Genomic DNA, 18,542 nt, shown 5'->3' on the forward strand with positions numbered 1-18,542 from the left:
TAGAGAAAATGGAGGTGAACTTATGAAAATACAAAACCAATCTGCGATTGTCTTTTCCACCCACCGCTATCAGCGAAATGTCACGAATTTGACCAAAACACTGGAGAAGCTGTCCTCCGGGTTACACATTTATCGTGCGAGTGACGATGCGGCAGGATTAAGCATTTCAGAAACATTACGAGCGCAAATAAGAGGTTTGGCCCAATCACAGCGAAACATGCAGGACGGCCTTTCCGTGTTAAAGGCAGCCGAAGAAGGACTGATGAACGTCAATCACCTGCTACAACGCGTGAGAGAACTGGCAACGCAAAACGCCAATGATACACTTGACGGGAATGACCGCGCTGCCAGTCAAAAAGAATTGGATCAGCTGCTCCAAGCCATTGATGATACTTCAGAAAAGCTCGAGTTTAACACAAAGAAAATTCTTGGCGAAACCATACCGCTAACATTACAAGTCGGTGCCAATCCCGGTCAAACCATTACCGTTGACATAGTAGATACAAGCACTATCAGTCTTGGGCTTAACGGAGCAACGCTATTAACGCGGACAGAGGCCGAACAATTGATCACAAAAGTGGACAACGCGCTAAAAAAGGTAACAAATCACTTAACAAAAGTCGGGGCTGATTACGAAGCGCTTGAACATCATCTGAACAATACGATGTTAAAAGAAACGAGCTTAACCACATCGGAATCGATGTTGAGAGACACCAACATCGCCCGCGAAATGATGAGCTACATAAGCGGGAAAATTCGCCAACAAGCGGATTACCTTCTCATTTCTCATATGAACCGCAATGTGGAGGAAACGTTAAAATTACTGATGTAATCATACGACAAGGCTGTCTCAAGAAGTCGTTTGAAACGACGAGTCGAGACAGCCCTCATTTTTACAATGTCCTGCTTATCTTCCGCTGCCTAATCAGTGATCATCAGCGAAATATTCCGATTTTAGGAAATCGAAAATGAGAGACACAGGACGAGTGCACATTTTCTCTTTCTCACAAACCACCAAACCAACACAACGGCGCTTTACTGCTCTGCTAGCGCATTGACTAGCTTAGGCTCCACATGTCCTAACTTTCCATCTAAATAATGATCAACGATGTCGTTATGAAAAGTCTGGTAAATCAGCCTTAAATGTTGTGGTGTCCAATCAGTTGCTACAAATAATTTCCCGTTGGATTTTTGCGGCACGTAGTTAGGTACCTTGCCACTTTGAAGCCTTTTTAATATTTCAACAAGGTCAGCCGCCACCTTTTTCACCGCTTTGCATGCTACATCATGAATACCATCTCCATACTCGAGTTTAGGTACCGAGTGGTGAACAATATCTCCCCCATCCAGTTTAGACGTTAAACGATGGATCGTCATTCCCGCCCAGTTTGGCCTTAACATGTAAAACGGCCAAAATAGCGTTATATTTCCACGATACCAAGGGGAAAGCCCGCCGTGTATATTCCATGCATAATCAGGCAACCTGTCAATTACATGGTCATCAATTTTATGAACGCCATACGTCAGTACAACATCGGGTTGTTGTTCTTGTAACCATTGAAGCATCTTTTCACCATTCAACTCAGATTGATGAATGACCAATGTAGGAATATCACCCAAAACTTTTTTGTGTTTACCAAAAAAAGCGTACTCTGCCTCTTCCCGTTCACGAAAATGACGAATAAAGTTTTCACGATCAATCGGTTCCAATCCTTCTGGAGGGGCAGGTACAAAAGCCTCTCTCTCTTCAATCATGTGGCCATGTAGCAACCCATTTTCTAACAACGTATTAGCAACATAGTAATGACGAGGATGAGAACCCGACAAAAGCACTACTTTCATACAGATAAACTCCTTTTTTCGTAATATGGACCTTCTAACAATCCTTTCCTTTTTAGTAACTGAATCACATCTACAAAATCATGGAAACAGTAACCTGAGATTTCGGCAATATCCAATAAAGAATGCTCACCATCAGAATAATTGAGCAAAGTCAGTATAACATTTAATTGTTTTCGTTGGTCCCTTTTAAAATTAGTAGACGCATCTCGATTTAAAGGGGTGTTCATATCAGGATATAGGCCATGTTTATCCAATTTTACTTCCCCAAACGGATTCACATTCACATAGTAGCCATTCCATTCTTGAATTTTTAAGATTCGTTCAATCTCATCAATGCTGTCTACTATTTTTTCAATCGTCATGACCTCTTTTGTATCCAACGAATTATGGTAGCCATCATATTGTCCATAAACCATCCTAGCAAATTGTCCAATCGGCAAATTAAACCCAGGAGAACAATATTGCCTTTCGTCCGAGCCGTTAATTGGTGTAAACGGTCGTACAACAATATCCATTTCTCCTGTTGACATCAAGTAGTCTACAATTTTATTAATTGGAGCATTTTTGTTTCTTGATCTTTTAAAACTTAAAGGATAATTTTTTCCACCCAAACATGTTAAAACAAAGCCTGAATAAACATGTTTACGTAAATGTTCTCCAAAGCGATGTAAATATGCAATTGATCCAATTGTTTCAGGGACAAATACAAAGCGATAAGTAAAGTTTCTTTCTTTCCATTTTTTTAATCGGTTGTACAAGAAAGCAGCTACTAATGGTCCGCTTAATTCATTATTCGCCATTGACGGATGACAAATATAGGTACTAATTAAAATCTCCTTATCCGATTTCCCCGGCAAAATGGCATGTGCATAATTTAACTCACCGTTTTTCAGTTCACTATCTATAAATACATGATAAATGCCTTGCTTTAAACTTTTGAATTGATTGTAGGACATACAAAATCCCCAGCGCTCTTTATAATACGATGTCACATACGGAATTGCTTCTGGTAAATGAGGAATAGTGTGAATAAATGGTTTTAATTCTTCTAAGGACATTTTTTTATTAACAGGAATACTATAATTCAAAACGTGTAGATTATGATTTTTCATATTTACAATTTCATTACCTTCTTCATCTTTAATCCATGCTTCCCTAATCACCCATTCCTTAGGTATTTCCCAATCAAATACCTTTGTACCCGTTTTAACAGAAAACATTTCTAATGGAATATATTTTTTTAAAATACTAATTGTCTTTCTAACACCTTCACCCGTTATACTTCGAGTAATAGGGAACAGCTCATCAAACAACTGATCGATCAATTCATATTCCTTATTCATGGTATGCTCCTTTCGCTGTAAGCGAACCTAGATGGCTGGTGATTTACTCGTGGATATGGCTTTGCCCTCTCGTTTCTCAACTAGAAAAACCTTGTTGCATCAGTCCTGTTTTTCACACGTTCTCCATTCATGAAGAGAATTAGCGGCTTTTCACCAGCCTCCTAGGCAACAGCTTACACGATGTTTCTTTTCACCGCCTCAATGACATCATTCACATCTTTATCCGTCATTTTTGGAAATATCGGCAGTGTCAATGCTTGTTCATACCAATGCTCCGCTTTTGGACAAATCCCTCTTCGATACCCCAACTTTTGATAGTAAGGGTGCCAATAAACCGGAATGTAATGTACATGAACACCAATGTTTTCGGCGCGAAGACTCTCAAAAATTTCTCTGCGGCTGCGTTTTAGTTTATCCAATTTTAATTGAAGCACATACAGATGCCAGCCGGATTGAGTTCCTTCAAGCCGCTTTGGCAAAATAACAGAATCCATCGTTTTCAACGCTTCATTATACATGTTGGCAATTTCGCGGCGTCTTTCAATAAAACGATCCAATTTATCCATTTGTGAAAGCCCTAACGCCGCTTGAAGATCCGTCATTCGATAGTTATACCCTAAATCTACCATTTCATAATACCAAGGGCCTTCATCTCGTGACAAATTATACTTTATAATGCCGTGCGAGCGAAACCGTTTTAGTTTTTCATAATACTCCGCTGAATCGGTTACGATGACTCCGCCTTCTGCTGTTGTCACTGGCTTGACAGGATGAAAGCTAAACATCGTCATATGCGCTAACGTTCCGACTTTACGCCCTTTATACTCAGCCCCGAGAGAATGGGCACCATCTTCAATGACGATCAAGCCGTACTCATTGGCGATCTCCATGATTGCATCCATATCAGCTGGCTGCCCGGTAAAATCAACCGGAATAATCGCTTTTGTATTTGGCGTAATATGCTTGCGTATTTCTTTCGGATCAATGTTGTACGTCCGATCATCAATATCTGCAAATACAGGTTTTCCCCCACAATAAAGAACAGCGTTGGCAGTAGCGGCGAATGTAATCGGCGTCGTAATCGCTTCATCCCCCTCGCCAATCTCCGCAGCAAAACAAGCGCCGTGAAGAGCTGCCGTTCCATTTGAAAACGCCACGGCATACTTCGCTCCAACATAATCAGCGACTTTCCGTTCAAACTCTTGAATTTTTGGCCCTTGGGTTAAATAGGGAGACTTTAGCACATCTACGACTGCTTCGATATCGTCATCCGTAATCCATTGTTGTCCATAGGAAAGGAAAGATTCCCTTTTTTTCATTGTGCCACCTTCATTTACAACAATATATCCCAGCTTAATGGTGTTCCTTTTTTTACATCTTTCTTCACCGCTTTTCCAAGAACTACATCATAATATTTGGGCGGCAATCCATGTCCAGGCCGAATGGCGCGAACATTCTCTTTTGTAATGAGATCGCCTGCCTTTAAATCCTCTGCAATATAAAGAGAACGCCGATGTTCAAGGGAAGGCTTTTCGGCATTAGTAGGACCGTAATGGATCATACCTAGGCTGAGCCAAGCCCGTTCTGTTTCTTCGACAAGCATTTTCATTTCATGAGGCTCTAGCGAAAACGCAGCATCCACCCCGCCTTCTACACGGGAAGTGGTGAAATGTTTTTCGATGACTGTTGCTCCAAGCGCTACCGCTGCTACCGCAGTGCCAATCCCCATCGTATGATCAGACAATCCCACTTCAACTCCAAATAATTGTCGCATATGTGGAATCGTCACAATATTCGAGTTTTCTGGTGTCGCAGGATACGTACTTGTACATTTCAATAATATAATTTGATTATTCCCTTGTGAACGAACCGCTTGAACGGCCTCATCTAGCTCTGCAACCGTAGCCATTCCTGTTGAAATAATAACCGGTTTCCCTGTAGCAGCCACTTTTTTAATTAACGGAATATCTATATTTTCAAACGAAGCGATTTTATAAGCCGGCACATTTAATGTTTCTAAAAAATCCACTGCGGTTTCATCAAAGGGAGAGCTGAAAGCAAGCAATCCGTGCTTTTTACAACGTTCAAAGATCGCTTCATGCCATTCCCACGGAGTGTACGCTTCTTTATACAGGTTATATAAAGATTGGCCTTTCCAAAGATTCGTCTCACTTTCGATAAAAAATTCACCTGTATGAATATCTAAAGTCATCGTATCAGGGGTGTATGTTTGCAGTTTAACCGCGTCGACACCTGCTTCCGCTGCAAGATCAACAATTTTTAACGCCCTTTCTAAAGATTGATTATGGTTGCCCGACATTTCGGCGATGATGAATGGTTTGCGATTGATACCAATCCAACGATCTCCTATTCGAATACCGTCACTCAAGATGTGATCCCTCCAAAATAGCTTGAACAACTGGATGAACCATATATTTTTCTTTGTTGCCCAACAATTCTAATGCTTTTTCACTCATATATGCAAGTTCATCAGGCGATAATATCGCTCTATTCAATATATCGGCATAATCCGACACTTTTACATCCCAATGCCAACCTAAATTCCAAATCGCCCCGTATTCAGCTGTATCTTTCACCGATTGTCTTTGATTCTCAGCAACTATTGTAACAATCGAAGGAAGACCGAGAAAACATCTCTCCCACATCGTCACTCCACCAGCTCCGCAAGATAAATCCGCCTGCGCCATGAGTTCAGCGATATAATTAATTTGACAATGGTAATTGATGTTCATTTCAAGGCACATCTTTTGAATTTGTGAACGCTTTGGATTTGCGTTACCGACGACGACATCTACTTTTATATGTGCGAAACACAAATCTCGTAAAGCTTGCAATACTTTTTCTGTTTCATTCGTCGGGTCGCTGCCGCCAAAAAAAATGAGCATCCGCTGAACATGGCCACTGCGGATTTTTACGGACTTTTTCGCTTCATAAAACTCGGATCGCAATATCATATATTTCGGGCCTAAAAACAAACGACAATTTTTTTGTACCAACCCATCATAACGCTGTTTCATATTTTTATAATAATTTTGGTCCAACAGTAAATGGCAGTCATGAGGGCGGTTCGCCAAATCATCCACCACCATTATTTTACCGACATACTTTTTGACTTGCTCTTCCCACCGCCGATCAATCTGATAATGGTCAACGATACACCAATCAATATGGTCATTGCATTGCTGAATCATTTCGATGGTTAATTGGGCATCTATTTCTTGTGAGAAATGAGTGCCATGAAACATGCGAAAAACGGAAAATCCTTGGCTTTCGACATAGTCACATAAATCGCCTGGACATACTCTCATAACAAAAGTAACAGTGCATCCCGCATCTTTCAACATTTTCGCAAGTGTCAAGCAACGCATTACATGACCGGTCCCTATTTCAACCGAAGAATCAACGCGAAATAAAATATTCATACTCATTCCCCGACTGTAAATAAATTTCTCTTCACTTGATTAAATGTATTAAAAATAGATTTATATCACCGGTTTTTGCTGAATATGGGCATTTAGTTTAGCAATATCCGGATGTTCTAATAAAAACTGCACAACCTTTTGCGAGCTAATCAGTTTATTTTTTTTAAAATGATTCGCGACCGCTGCGCATAATTGATAATCTTCTTCCGTGTCTAATGTAATTCGCAGCTGCGGCTGCTGAATCGTTTTCAGCGCTTGAATATATGTACGCTTAAATTCATCCGGGAACTCATATGCATAATATGTCACGTGTTCGCGATGACGTGACTCCTTTCCATGATGATATATATATTCGAGTGCTGAAAATGACACCATTTCAACGACTAAGCCGCGCGGCAAATCTCCTTCTACAATCACAATATCAGCTGGTTCAACCTCCATTGCTTCAATAATTCGGTCCGCAAGTTCATAATCAACAAAAGGGCAATCCGCCGTCACACGAATCACATAATCAGGCTGATAAGGCTTTGCGCATTCATAATAGCGCGCTAGCACATCATCCTCCGATCCGCGGAAGCACCGAACGTGATGCTGTTTGCACCACGATTCAATCACATCATCCTGCGGCAGCACAGAAGTTGCGACAATAACCTCATCTGCCTGTTTCACTTGCTGACATCTGGAAACAACATAGTCTAACACTACTGTGTCCCCAAGCGGCATCAATACTTTTCCTAGCAAACGGGACGAACCCATGCGTGCTTGGATGATGATTAAAGTTTTCAAGTTTATACCTCCCCTTCCCTGATATCTATGATCAGATCGGTTGGATACCTTATTTGTCTCTTTTCGGTCTCTGAACGAACAAAAGGATAATCATCTAAATTTTTTCCTTGCGATTCAAGAAAAAACCAGTAAAAACTATCTAATCCGACTTCTATGCTTAACGTAGAAGCCCCGCCAAAACGACTATTGCACTCTATAATATGAAAATCTCCTTGATTATCCATGATCACTTGCATTACAATATGACCATATAATTTTAAACATTTAGCAACATCTCCGCACATACGTTCTAATTTTTCGTTTTTTATCGTTGTTGTTACTTGCGATTCCCCGTTTACGACATTGTCCCTTGTTCGCGCTACTACTCCTTTAACGTCTCCTGTACGGGTGATGTAAAGATCAACACTGATTTCCATCCCTTGAATAAACGGTTGGAAAATAGGTTCTTCTAATCTCTTAGCGTGCAATACTGCCTCTTCGCTTGATAAATTGATCCCTACGCTTCTCGCTCCAGATCCGTAACGTTCTTTGACGACATAATGATCAAATTTTAATTCTTGAACCGATAAGGACGTCGGAATCGCTGGAAACCCATTTTCAGTTAAAACTTTGTAAAAACGCAGCTTATCAAGACAGGTTTGGACAGCTTCTGGTTCAGAGACCATGACGGAAATCCCATGTTCCCCCAACAATCGACGATAAAAGGAAAAATAAAGAAGCTCACCGTCTCTTGTCGGGATCAAAAAACCAATGTTTTTTTTCTTACAAAACAAAACAAACTCTTCAATTTTCACATCTTCCAAAGAAGGCATTTCCCAAAATTCATGAACAAAATATCGACCGATACAACTCGGATTTATGTCGGCGCCAATTAAAGCCATAGAAGAATTCATTTTTCGCATCGCCTGCTGAATAGCTTGCAACATCGGTATTTTTTTTGAAATACTAGTTACTAATACATTAATACATACCACCCCTTTATTTTTCGCATCTTATGTAATCAATTCGGTTAATGAATAAATCAAATCATCCGCCTCATACTCTCCTGAAAGCCTCGTTTGCATATGATCGCCAACATCACGAACGATACGAACCGTTCCCATTCCCAGTTTTCTAGCGGTAATAAAATCTTTGTTTGGATTATCCCCTATATATACACAATCTCCAAAATCTAAATGCAAATATTCAACCATTTTTCGATACGGAGTCTCGCTAGGTTTCCAATGTTCCTCCCCCAAATCACCAGTGACAATAATATAGTCAAACAGCTTTTCTAGATGAAGCGCCTTCACCTTGGCCCATTGCATTGTTGAATCTCCATCAGTAATAATCCCTAGCTTTTTTCCTTTTTCTTTTAAATAGAAAATTAATTTTTGCGCATCGTCATATAAGGAAATATTAGGTGTATGTCTGCGATAAAGACGAACTAAATGGGAAACATCTATATCGATATTTAACTGTCTACATACTTCATCAAACACTCGACCACGACCATTTCTTTTCCATTCAGCAATGAGCATTTGATGAATCCCACTTATATCCATATCCGACCGATAGTTCGCGAGCTCATTTGCCACAACCCAAAATCCCGATTTTACGTAATCGTGTTCGCAATATAGGGTATCGTCAAGATCGAATATATATCCTTTGAAATCTCTCATTTTATCGATTCACCATAAAGATGTTACTGTACAGATATTTTATTTTTGAACACTGTAAGAGCTTTTGCTATAACAGCATCCATATCATAATATCGATATTCAGCAAGCCGCCCAACAAATAAGACATTAGAAAACTGTTTTGCTCTCTCTTTATATCTTGCATATAACTCTAAATTTTCTTTTTTAGGAATTGGATAATAAGGAATATCCTTCCCCTTTACATTTCGTTCATAATCTTGAGGGTATTCTTTTACAATCGTTGTCGATAAATGTTTTTGGCCAGTTAAATGTTTAAATTCCGTAATTCTCGTAAATTGATATTCATTCGGGTAATTAACGGTACCAACTGGCTGTACAAATTCCTTTTGAATGTTTTCAAATTCAAAACGAAGAGAACGATAAGGAAGTTCACCAAATTCATAGTTAAAAAATTCGTCGATTTTCCCCGTATAAATTAATATTCCTTTAAATTCTCTTCCGAACAAACTTATATTGCCCTTGTTAAAGTCAACTTCTATAATTTCTTTATAATCTGTATTCAACATCAGCTTAATATTACAGTGAGATAATAGCTTTTCAAATATTTTCGTATAGCCTTCTTTCGGCATCCCTTGATAAGCATCTTGAAAATAGCGGTTATCCCTAGAAATATATACCGGCACTCTCCCAGTAACCGTTGGATCTAACTCTTCCGGTTTCATTCCCCATTGTTTGGTCGTATAGTTCAGAAACACTTTGTCATAAACAAAATCCGCTAAAAACTTTAAATCTTGATCATCCGTTTCACGCAACTTTAAAATTGGGACTTTTACGTTATATCCAAATTTATTTACTAACTTTTCTTCCAAAGGTTTAGCCAGTGATTCGGGTAACAATTCATATAAAGTATTTAAATTAAACGGAATCGGAACTTTTTTCCCATCAATTGAACCGAGCACATGATGATGATATAAATACCAATCTGTAAATTGAGACAAATAATCCCATACTTCTTTGGAGCGAGTATGGAAAATATGTGGTCCATACTTATGAACTAAAATACCATTTTCATCATAATAGTCATAAGCGTTACCACCAATATGATTTCTTTTTTCAATAACTAATACCTTTTCGTTCAATTGAGTAGCAATTCGTTCAGCGATCACTGCTCCAGCAAACCCTGCACCAACAACAACATAGTCAAACATATTGTTATTCTCCTTTTTTTTCAAGCCTTTTTAACTTTAACGGCAATAACCAAAGAACAAATAGCCCAGCAATCATCGAACCAGCCATAGATATAATGGACATCATGATATGCTTTATTCTCATCCAGCGAATTTGTCCTGGCGTAATATCCCATAAATCAGAAATAAGATTGCAAACTACTCTCTTTTTTGCCTTTAATGACAATGAGAATTGAAAAACATTAAAGAAGCCAGCACCAGTCAGATTAGCAACAGGGATGATAACAACATCATAAGTTTCATTTTGTAATTCTGGTACCTGTCTCTTGATCGAAAAGGATTCTCTATAAGGATATACAATAGTTTTTTTTATAACATTATATTTTTCCACAAGTTTTACACTATGCTCATGTGTCAGTATATGATATTCATAATCAGGGAACTTTTGTATAATGGTTTTTAGATTTTTATCTAACTGCTGCATACTTGCTGAGCGAATAATTAATAATTTTTTCATACCACTATGTACTCCCTTAACCATACATAGGTGTTTAATTCCCTCGATTTAATATCAACAATTTTACCGATAGAATGTAAAAGAAATATTAAACGGAACACGCAGCTTTTCCGCGATAGTCCGATTTACCGCCTTTCGCTTTCCTTTTAACTTGTATGCTTCACTAAAAGCTGACCACACCGCCTTTAAATAAACAGTAGTTTTCTGCTCCATGGAATAATAAAAGCAATCATATATTAGTCTAAGCGTTGTTTTTAACGCCATATCCATAGGATAATGTTTCCAAATAAGCCAAAACGCATTTCTCGTATAGTAGAACGGCGCCCTCCAAGAGGTGCGGTTTTTAGGAGAATACTTATGATAAGAAACAATGTTAGAATAAAATTCAATGCGATAACCCGCATCCCAGATTTTAAATGCACAATCCATTTCGTTATTGTAAAGAAAAAATTCTTCAGGATAATATCCAATTTTTTTAAATAAATCCTTCCGAATACCTACACCCGCACCGTTAAAAGACATCAAGTAATCGCTGGCTACGGCCTTCACTTCTGCTGTCTCATCGGTATGCTCTAATTCGTTTTTTATCTCATCGTAATTATAATAATTGCGCACATCAAAGGCCACCACACCAAGCCGTTCATCCTCTTCAAATACTTGAACCATTCGCCGGATCGCATGTCTCGCAGGGAAAGAATCATCGTCAATAATAACGATGTACTTTCCCTTAGCATTTTCAAATCCAATATTATACGCCGCAATCCCGATATTTTTAAACATTCTTATCAAACGAACATCGGAAAATTCGCTTTCAATCATTTCAGGTGTACCATCCGTGGAAGCATTGTCCACTACAATCACTTCAAGGGGCGTATAGTCTATTTCTTGAATATGCATTAAGCTTTCGCGCACATCATCTTTACGGTTCCATGCAAGCATGACGATGCTGACAAGAGGAAATTGATCTTTCATTTTTGCTCCTTTCCTTAACTAATCTTATTTTTCTCTCTCCAGTCTAAAAAGCGTTGCTTTAAAACAGGGAAATAAATATTTTGATAAATTTGATACATCGTTTTATAGTTCGCCATGTAGTGCCGATCTTCTTCAGATTGAACAACATTAAAATATTGGTCTACATATAAATCTATATCATTCGTAAAATCCGCATCTAATACATGATTATACACAGCAATAGAAGGGAGAGTTCCCTTCTCATAAACTGAACGAATATTTATTGTTGGAAATTGCAACTCTAACAACTCTTTATCCTCATTATTTGCAACTATAGCTTCTATTTTCGCTTCTCCAATTTGTCCAACAATTGATTGAAGTACTCTAAACTCACACTGAGGAATTAATACAATACGCTTTTCATTATTCACAAATTTAGCGAATTGATCAAAAGTATTGGTTTTTTCACGTTCGAAAATGCGGCCTTCAGGAGCTTTACCTCTCAATCCCTTTAATGCATCTTCAATAGCTAGTAATATTGTCTTGGCAACATTATATTGCTTATTATAGTTACACATATAAACAGCTTGAAATGTTTCTTTTATAATTTGCTTAGCAAAGCTCTCCAACAACTCGTCATCAAGATAGTTTAAAAAGAAATTTATACGATTACGCCAAAAATAGTAAGTTGAAAATGTATTTGTCTTATTAGCCGCCCCCATCTTATGCCAAACTTTTGATTTTGAATAAGACACAACTCTATATCCTGCTTGTTTCATTCGATAAAACCATTCAATATCATCCCAATAAATAAAACAACCTTCGTCCATCAAACCAATTTGCTCTACGGCTTCTACCCTTACCATTACCGAACATGCCGGTACATAGTCACAATCAATCGTTGTAGGGATCTCATTACAGTCCAAGTAACCTTTATATAAAGGACTTATATAAAAATTCTTCCAATCTATTTTTGCACCCAGTTCTTGTAAACGGTTAGATTCGTGATAGTAATATATTTTTGATCCTACAGCACCTATATGAGAATTGTTCTCCATAAGCCAATAAGACACTTCAATAGCTTGCTTATCAACAATGACGTCACTATCTAACAACTGAACATATTTATATCCCCTCTTTAATGCCCAATTAATCCCTGTATTAAAACCACCAGCTCCTCCCAAGTTTCTTTCATTAACCAACAACTTTACCTGATTTGAATACTTATTCATAATAGCCTCTACTGACCCATCCGTAGATGCATTATCAACAACAATGATATCAAGATCTTGTATGGAGGAGTTTAGGACAGATTGAATACAATTCAACACATCTTCTTTTTTGTTCCAGTTACAAATAATTACAGCAATTGACTTTTCCACGTTTCTCCTCCTTTCTTACCATACAGGAATATACTGTTTGCCGTATTTTAAACCCAAAGATTCTAAATAGCTTTCGGCATATTTTCTTCCTAGAGTTGTTGCTATAATCACAAAATCAAACTGAAATTTAGATATACTTTCCGGATTCTCAATCATTATATGGTCAACTCGTTTTTTTCGTTTATTGTAATCTATGTCAATAAAACCCACTACCTTTATTCCCAATTCAGATAACGCCTTATATATAAGTATACCTCCGTTACCAGCCCCCCAAATAAGTAAGTTTTCTTTCCCTTCTAAACAGTAGTGCTCCTTGATATAATGTGCCTTAATTTTTGCATCAATCCTCCTTTGTCTTTGTTTATATTCCGATGAGAGTTGTTTTGAGTGAATACGATATTTTAACAACGGTTTTCGAATTTTAAATAATCGCCCATATTTTGACATACGTATAAAAAATTCGTAATCTTCTGCTAACTTAAATTCAGACTTATATCCACCTATTTTATAAAAACTGTCCTTTCTAAACATTACCGATGGATGACATAGACAATTACCTATAGGTAATGTTAGACAAATCTCTTCATGCGTATGTGCATTATTATACCATTTTTGATATCTTTCTAATTCTTCTTTTGGTATTGTTGATTCATGTGTGAAAGATTCAATGTTTGTAGCAACCAAATGGCAACTAGGATTTTCCTCCAAAAATTCAACTTGTTGTTCTAAACGAATTGGTGACGATATATCATCTGAATCCATACGAGCTATATATTTCCCCTTCGCTAGGCTAATTCCTTTATTTAGAGCACTAACAATCCCGCGATTTTCCGAAAAAAAATACCGAACGATTCTAGAATCGTTTATATTTTTTAAAAATTCCCTAGTTCCATCAACTGATCCATCATCAATAATTATTAATTCGAAATTTTCAAAAGTCTGATTTAAGATGGAATTAATAGATTCATTAATCCAAGGTAACGCATTGTATACAGGCATAACTACACTGACAATAGGGTTTATCATTTTCATTCCTCCAAAGAATAAGCAGTAAAAACCTTTGGAATTTTATTTTTCCTACTGTAAGTATCTATTATTGTATTCTTAATCTCTTTATAATAAGCTAAGGACCCTACAACAAATACATTTATACCATCATCAAAAGCTTCTTTTAATGACTTTACTAATATGCCTTCTATTCTCTTTCCCCATAACTTTTTATTGCTGTCTATAAAACATTTTACATTCATTCCATGAAGAATTGCTAATTTTAGTAAATGTCTCCCAGCTTCTCCAGCACCATAAATAGCTATTTCCCTGTATCCCATCTCTCTTACTCTACTAATCATTTCATTAAAAACAATAACATAACTACCATGGTTTCTTTGTTTTAAATAATACGAATAAAGATAGAAAGGATATTTTCGAGTAACTACACCTTGAGGCCAGTATGATTTTCCATATTCCCAACCATGACTTGTAAAAGATATATAGGTATTAACACCTAGCTTATCCAACAAATTTATATCAGAATCATTGCAAATTTTTCTAACATATTGACTGCCAAAATTATCTTCATGGCTTAATTCACCTAGGTTAATCGCTTCTTCCATTGTAGGCATTTCTATAACTCGGGTTAAAATCTTAGCAATTTCACGTTTCCTTTTAAAAACTTCATTTTTTAATTGTGGTTTTATATTAATCAAGTGATACCATAAAAACTGGAATGTCTTCACACCTTCAGCACATATTTTTTTCCAATGAATTTCTTTGGGTTGATACATACTATTAGCAATAATCGGATCTATTTTTCCACTTTGATCCCGTAAATAACCTATGGTACTTCCTTCCTCTCCCATTAGCAATTGTTCAAATATCTCAGGACTCCTTTTAATAGAATAAATGATATCTATATTCTCCCCTGCATTTCCTAAAAAACCTCTAATATCTAATCCTAATAGCATTTTCTCTGTTGTTGATTGAGTACCCATAGCAATTACATGAGTGAGTCCTGAAGTATACCTAGATAGAGCCTTGTCAATAAAAAACTGAGTTGTACCTCTAAATCCAATGTCAACTGTTACTGAACTAGAAGGATCCCTAATGGTCTGTAATAAAAACTCTTCAATATATCGCTGTTTTTGTTCAACATACAATTTAATTTGTTCTATAATAATTTCATTACTAAGCATTTGAAGTAGCTTTTCTTGTAAACTTGTCTCTTTTGTAATCATCACATTGTTAGAATTCTCGATCAGCTCATCGTAGTACTGACTAAATTCCTTAATCACATCGAGGTTTGTTATTCCAAACATCTCAAAAAAATTATAAACAGTTACATTTCTTAAACGAACAAAATCATTCTTTCCTTTAAATAATTGTTCAAAAAATTTTGTGTCAATGTGTTCAATGAAACTGTAGAATGTGGCCTTTCTTGATACATACAAAGGTCTTACAATTAATTGTTCTTTCCTATACACCAATGCCTTGGATATGACTTCTGAAAGAAGATGTCCCTCTCTCATTAATGGATAAATATACTTTTTGTTTTCCTTAATACACAAATCTATAATCCAATCCGCAAAGATGCTTAGAAAAGGGCCTAACACAGTAGCTCCAAATCTAAACCAAAACTCCTCATCAGCGCTATAATTTTGTATGTTTCCTGCTAATTTTCTCAATGATAGTAACTCAGGTAATAGATCACCAAATCTTACTTGTTCGAACGAGAAAACATCGTTAATTGTAGAAGGAATTACCTTATAATGAATAGTTCTAATTCCTGCAGCTTTTGCTGCCACTACATCAGCCATATAATTATCTCCAATATGCAATATTGCTTGTTTCTCTATATCTGGAAATAAATTCATTAAAATCTTAAATAAAAAACCTTCTTCTTTACTGCCTCCTTCTATGTTAGAAACCAATATATTACTTATATAATTCATTTCAAAACCGTTATTTATTAAAATTTTTTTAATTTGCTCATTAGACAAGTACATATCTGACATTAGAACAATGGGAATATTTTTACTAGAAAAATACTTTATCAAAGAATATATACTAGGATTTACATAACAAGATTCTATTTCAGTTTCTAGCTCAATTTCCTTAATACGATTTGATGTATTTATATCAAATGGCATATGTTCGTAAATCTGTTCTAAACTCACTTCAGTGGAATTAATAGATTTTTTTTTCTCTTCTCTCGCTACTTTCTCGGCTAAAATTCTTAACTGTTGAAATTCGAATGGAGTATATTTTGATAGTCCTTCTTTTTGAGCTTTTTCACCTACTTTTAAAAAAATATCAACGGGTTTTGCACAACTTCTAAATATTAAAGTGTCAAAGATATCTAAAGAAAGCAGTTTCACTTCATTTTCTATGCTACTAATGGATTTTAAATATTTATCTGATAACCAAAGTTGATCTAGATTCATCATTTTCTCACCTCTTTCTTCATTCTATATTTTCGAAACTATATAAACCAAGAATTGGAATGTCTAAATTCATATTTTGTAGCTGACTCATTATTTCAAACTCCCAATCAGATACAATTAAAATTGCTTTGGGTTTAACACATTTTATTATATTAGGATGTATAATTTTAATACCATCTATAAATTTATTCTGTTTTTTTACATCATTATCTATAAAACATGACACATCTATGCCAATTTTTTTCAGATCATTCGCTACTTTTCTACCTAATTCTCCAGCTCCAAAGATAGCAATTCGATTATAGTTTTTATTGATTAGATAATCTAAAATAAAATTAATTTGTATAGGTAGAGATTCCCTAATAGCTTCTCTTCGGATAAATGACCTATCTACTCTATTAAGCAAATTCATGTGATTATAACGTACGGAATCTTTTCTCAACTTAAGAACCTCTAAATAAATATTTTGTACCTCCTCAACAAATCTCTCAACACTCGGAAATTGCGGAATATTGTCAACCCATTTTTGTACAATACTAGGTTGTTTAATTATTGTAGTCATGATATTAGCTAACTCTTTACTGTTACCTGGCTCGAACAGAGCTCCATACTCATTTCGTACATATTCAGGAATCCCTCCAATATTAGATGCTATAACAGGCACTCGGTAACGTAATGATTCCTGTACAACTAAAGGACCCGTTTCTGGGCAAACTGATGGAACTACTAAGACATCGATTGTTGAAAAAATAGAATCTAAATCTTCCGGTGTATACTTACCTTTAAACTTAACTACCTTATCTGAATTTACCATTTTCTCTAATACTTCTCTTCTAAACTGTGAAGAACTATCACCGTAAATGTGCAATTCTGTGTTATTCTCTTGAAGAGAATTAAAAGCATCGATAAGAACATGTGGGCCCTTAATAATATAGAGTCCGCCAATAAAGCCAAATACAATCCTTTTATTTAAATAATCTTTCTTAGTAATTTGAGTCTTTGTTTTAAGAGCAGGATAAATAACTTTAATTTTCTTAGGATTAATTCCCTCCTCCAGCAGTTTCGTTTGAACAGATTTTGAAACTGCAATAATCAAATCTGTTTTTTGTTTTAGAGTATCTTTTATATAGGAAAATCTTAACAAACTTTCCTGTAACAATTTTTTTCGAATCTCATCATTTTCTCTAAAATCACAAAAACATTCAACGCATTTCGCGCCTAAATTAGGACCTGAACATAAATGAAAATGGCGATTCATCAGAAATTTCAACGGGCAAATAATCCAATAATCGTGTAATGTTAGAATTGTTGGAATTCCTTTATCCTTGGCTATTCCTATTAAAGAAGCACCCATATCCGAAAGATGTTGAAAATTAACTACATCTGGTTTATACCTTTCAAGAAACTTTTCAAACTCCAACTCTATTTGTTTTATACTGCAGTCATCTAGCAAACTTTTTCTGTTGAGAGAAACACTTAAATCCCTTTTTATAGGGTAATATTGTATACGTTCATTAGATATACACATTCTTTCTAAATCATTAATTCTATCATTATCTACAACTACAAAATTCACGATTTCAATATCTTTATTTATTGATAGTAAGCCTTCATTTAACGTAGTGACATACCTAGTTAGTCCATTAAGACCATAATAGGGGAAAACTTGGGCAATTTTCATTGACTAATCACCTAATTCGTTTGTTTTTATAAATAAAACTCGTGAAAAATACTTAAGATTATGTCTTTCCATGTAAGAATCAGTATCTTTAGGCAAGTACATATTAATATGAATATATGTTATCTGATTTCTTGTTCCAAGCCATCTTCAAAAACTAAAATATTGGCATCTACTTTACAACATTTTTAATTGAATATGCACATTTTCAAAAATCACTATCTATATGAATGTAACCTAGCATATCGACTTCTCATTTCAACTATCCACGAAAGAAGCGGCACTAGGATATAAACAACTAATCATATACGAGGATGATTTTCGGGTACTCGA

The 18,542-nt window shown here is 36.1% G+C and carries 16 protein-coding genes; 1 reads left to right on the forward strand and 15 read right to left on the reverse strand.

The genetic code is table 11. The features are described 5' to 3' along the window. The first annotated feature begins 22 nt into the window (after nucleotides 1-22). Nucleotides 23-832 (forward strand): flagellin N-terminal helical domain-containing protein, encoded by an 810-nt coding sequence (locus GC56T2_RS15380; RefSeq protein WP_144976383.1) that lies wholly within the window; start codon nucleotides 23-25, stop codon nucleotides 830-832. A gap of 203 nt (nucleotides 833-1,035) precedes the next feature. Here the strand turns inward: GC56T2_RS15380 and GC56T2_RS15385 are convergent, their stop codons facing one another. The 15 genes from GC56T2_RS15385 to GC56T2_RS15455 all read right to left on the reverse strand — a co-directional run bounded on the left by GC56T2_RS15385 (nucleotide 1,036) and on the right by GC56T2_RS15455 (nucleotide 18,212). Then, nucleotides 1,036-1,842 (reverse strand): formyl transferase, encoded by an 807-nt coding sequence (locus GC56T2_RS15385; RefSeq protein WP_144976385.1) that lies wholly within the window; start codon nucleotides 1,840-1,842, stop codon nucleotides 1,036-1,038. Further along, nucleotides 1,839-3,185 (reverse strand): DUF4910 domain-containing protein, encoded by a 1,347-nt coding sequence (locus GC56T2_RS15390; RefSeq protein ID WP_144976387.1) that lies wholly within the window; start codon nucleotides 3,183-3,185, stop codon nucleotides 1,839-1,841. The genes GC56T2_RS15385 and GC56T2_RS15390 overlap by 4 nt, the downstream gene beginning before the upstream one ends. 173 nt (nucleotides 3,186-3,358) lie before the next feature. Further along, nucleotides 3,359-4,504, reverse strand: a complete 1,146-nt coding sequence (pseC, locus tag GC56T2_RS15395; RefSeq protein ID WP_144976389.1) for a UDP-4-amino-4,6-dideoxy-N-acetyl-beta-L-altrosamine transaminase — start codon at nucleotides 4,502-4,504, stop codon at nucleotides 3,359-3,361. Nucleotides 4,505-4,518: 14 nt separating this feature from the next. Beyond that, the gene (pseI, locus tag GC56T2_RS15400; RefSeq protein ID WP_051962789.1) at nucleotides 4,519-5,505 is read right to left on the reverse strand and encodes a pseudaminic acid synthase; all 987 of its coding nucleotides are present in this window, start codon (nucleotides 5,503-5,505) and stop codon (nucleotides 4,519-4,521) included. A 61-nt stretch (nucleotides 5,506-5,566) separates the two neighbouring features. Further along, nucleotides 5,567-6,628: a UDP-2,4-diacetamido-2,4,6-trideoxy-beta-L-altropyranose hydrolase gene (gene pseG, locus GC56T2_RS15405; RefSeq protein ID WP_144976391.1), complete on the reverse strand. Its 1,062-nt coding sequence runs from the start codon at nucleotides 6,626-6,628 to the stop codon at nucleotides 5,567-5,569. Nucleotides 6,629-6,688: 60 nt separating this feature from the next. Continuing rightward, nucleotides 6,689-7,414 (reverse strand): cytidylyltransferase domain-containing protein, encoded by a 726-nt coding sequence (locus tag GC56T2_RS15410; RefSeq protein WP_144976393.1) that lies wholly within the window; start codon nucleotides 7,412-7,414, stop codon nucleotides 6,689-6,691. Nucleotides 7,415-7,416: 2 nt separating this feature from the next. Then, nucleotides 7,417-8,388 carry an ATP-grasp domain-containing protein gene (locus tag GC56T2_RS15415; RefSeq protein WP_370454552.1) on the reverse strand — a complete coding sequence of 324 codons (972 nt, stop codon included), beginning with the start codon at nucleotides 8,386-8,388 and terminating at the stop codon, nucleotides 7,417-7,419. Nucleotides 8,389-8,406: 18 nt separating this feature from the next. Further along, nucleotides 8,407-9,075, reverse strand: coding sequence for an HAD family hydrolase (locus GC56T2_RS15420; RefSeq protein ID WP_033843069.1), 669 nt, complete (start codon nucleotides 9,073-9,075; stop codon nucleotides 8,407-8,409). Nucleotides 9,076-9,098: 23 nt separating this feature from the next. Further along, the gene (gene glf / locus GC56T2_RS15425; protein ID WP_033843067.1) at nucleotides 9,099-10,262 is read right to left on the reverse strand and encodes a UDP-galactopyranose mutase; all 1,164 of its coding nucleotides are present in this window, start codon (nucleotides 10,260-10,262) and stop codon (nucleotides 9,099-9,101) included. A gap of 4 nt (nucleotides 10,263-10,266) precedes the next feature. Continuing rightward, the gene (locus GC56T2_RS15430) at nucleotides 10,267-10,758 is read right to left on the reverse strand and encodes a glycosyltransferase family 9 protein (protein WP_144976397.1); all 492 of its coding nucleotides are present in this window, start codon (nucleotides 10,756-10,758) and stop codon (nucleotides 10,267-10,269) included. Nucleotides 10,759-10,821: 63 nt separating this feature from the next. Then, nucleotides 10,822-11,730, reverse strand: coding sequence for a glycosyltransferase family 2 protein (locus GC56T2_RS15435; RefSeq protein WP_144976399.1), 909 nt, complete (start codon nucleotides 11,728-11,730; stop codon nucleotides 10,822-10,824). A 14-nt stretch (nucleotides 11,731-11,744) separates the two neighbouring features. Continuing rightward, nucleotides 11,745-13,091 carry a glycosyltransferase family 2 protein gene (locus GC56T2_RS15440; RefSeq protein ID WP_033843064.1) on the reverse strand — a complete coding sequence of 449 codons (1,347 nt, stop codon included), beginning with the start codon at nucleotides 13,089-13,091 and terminating at the stop codon, nucleotides 11,745-11,747. 15 nt (nucleotides 13,092-13,106) lie between these two features. After that, nucleotides 13,107-14,117 (reverse strand): glycosyltransferase, encoded by a 1,011-nt coding sequence (locus GC56T2_RS15445; protein WP_172706492.1) that lies wholly within the window; start codon nucleotides 14,115-14,117, stop codon nucleotides 13,107-13,109. A 2-nt stretch (nucleotides 14,118-14,119) separates the two neighbouring features. Beyond that, complete coding sequence (locus tag GC56T2_RS17930; protein ID WP_144976403.1) at nucleotides 14,120-16,534, reverse strand: hypothetical protein; 2,415 nt, start codon at nucleotides 16,532-16,534, stop codon at nucleotides 14,120-14,122. Between the two features lie 16 nt (nucleotides 16,535-16,550). Further along, nucleotides 16,551-18,212, reverse strand: a complete 1,662-nt coding sequence (locus GC56T2_RS15455; RefSeq protein ID WP_144976405.1) for a glycosyltransferase — start codon at nucleotides 18,210-18,212, stop codon at nucleotides 16,551-16,553. Between the last annotated feature and the right edge of the window lie 330 nt (nucleotides 18,213-18,542).

The sequence above is a fragment of the Geobacillus sp. C56-T2 genome (assembly GCF_007829715.1).
GTDB lineage: Bacteria > Bacillota > Bacilli > Bacillales > Anoxybacillaceae > Geobacillus > Geobacillus icigianus.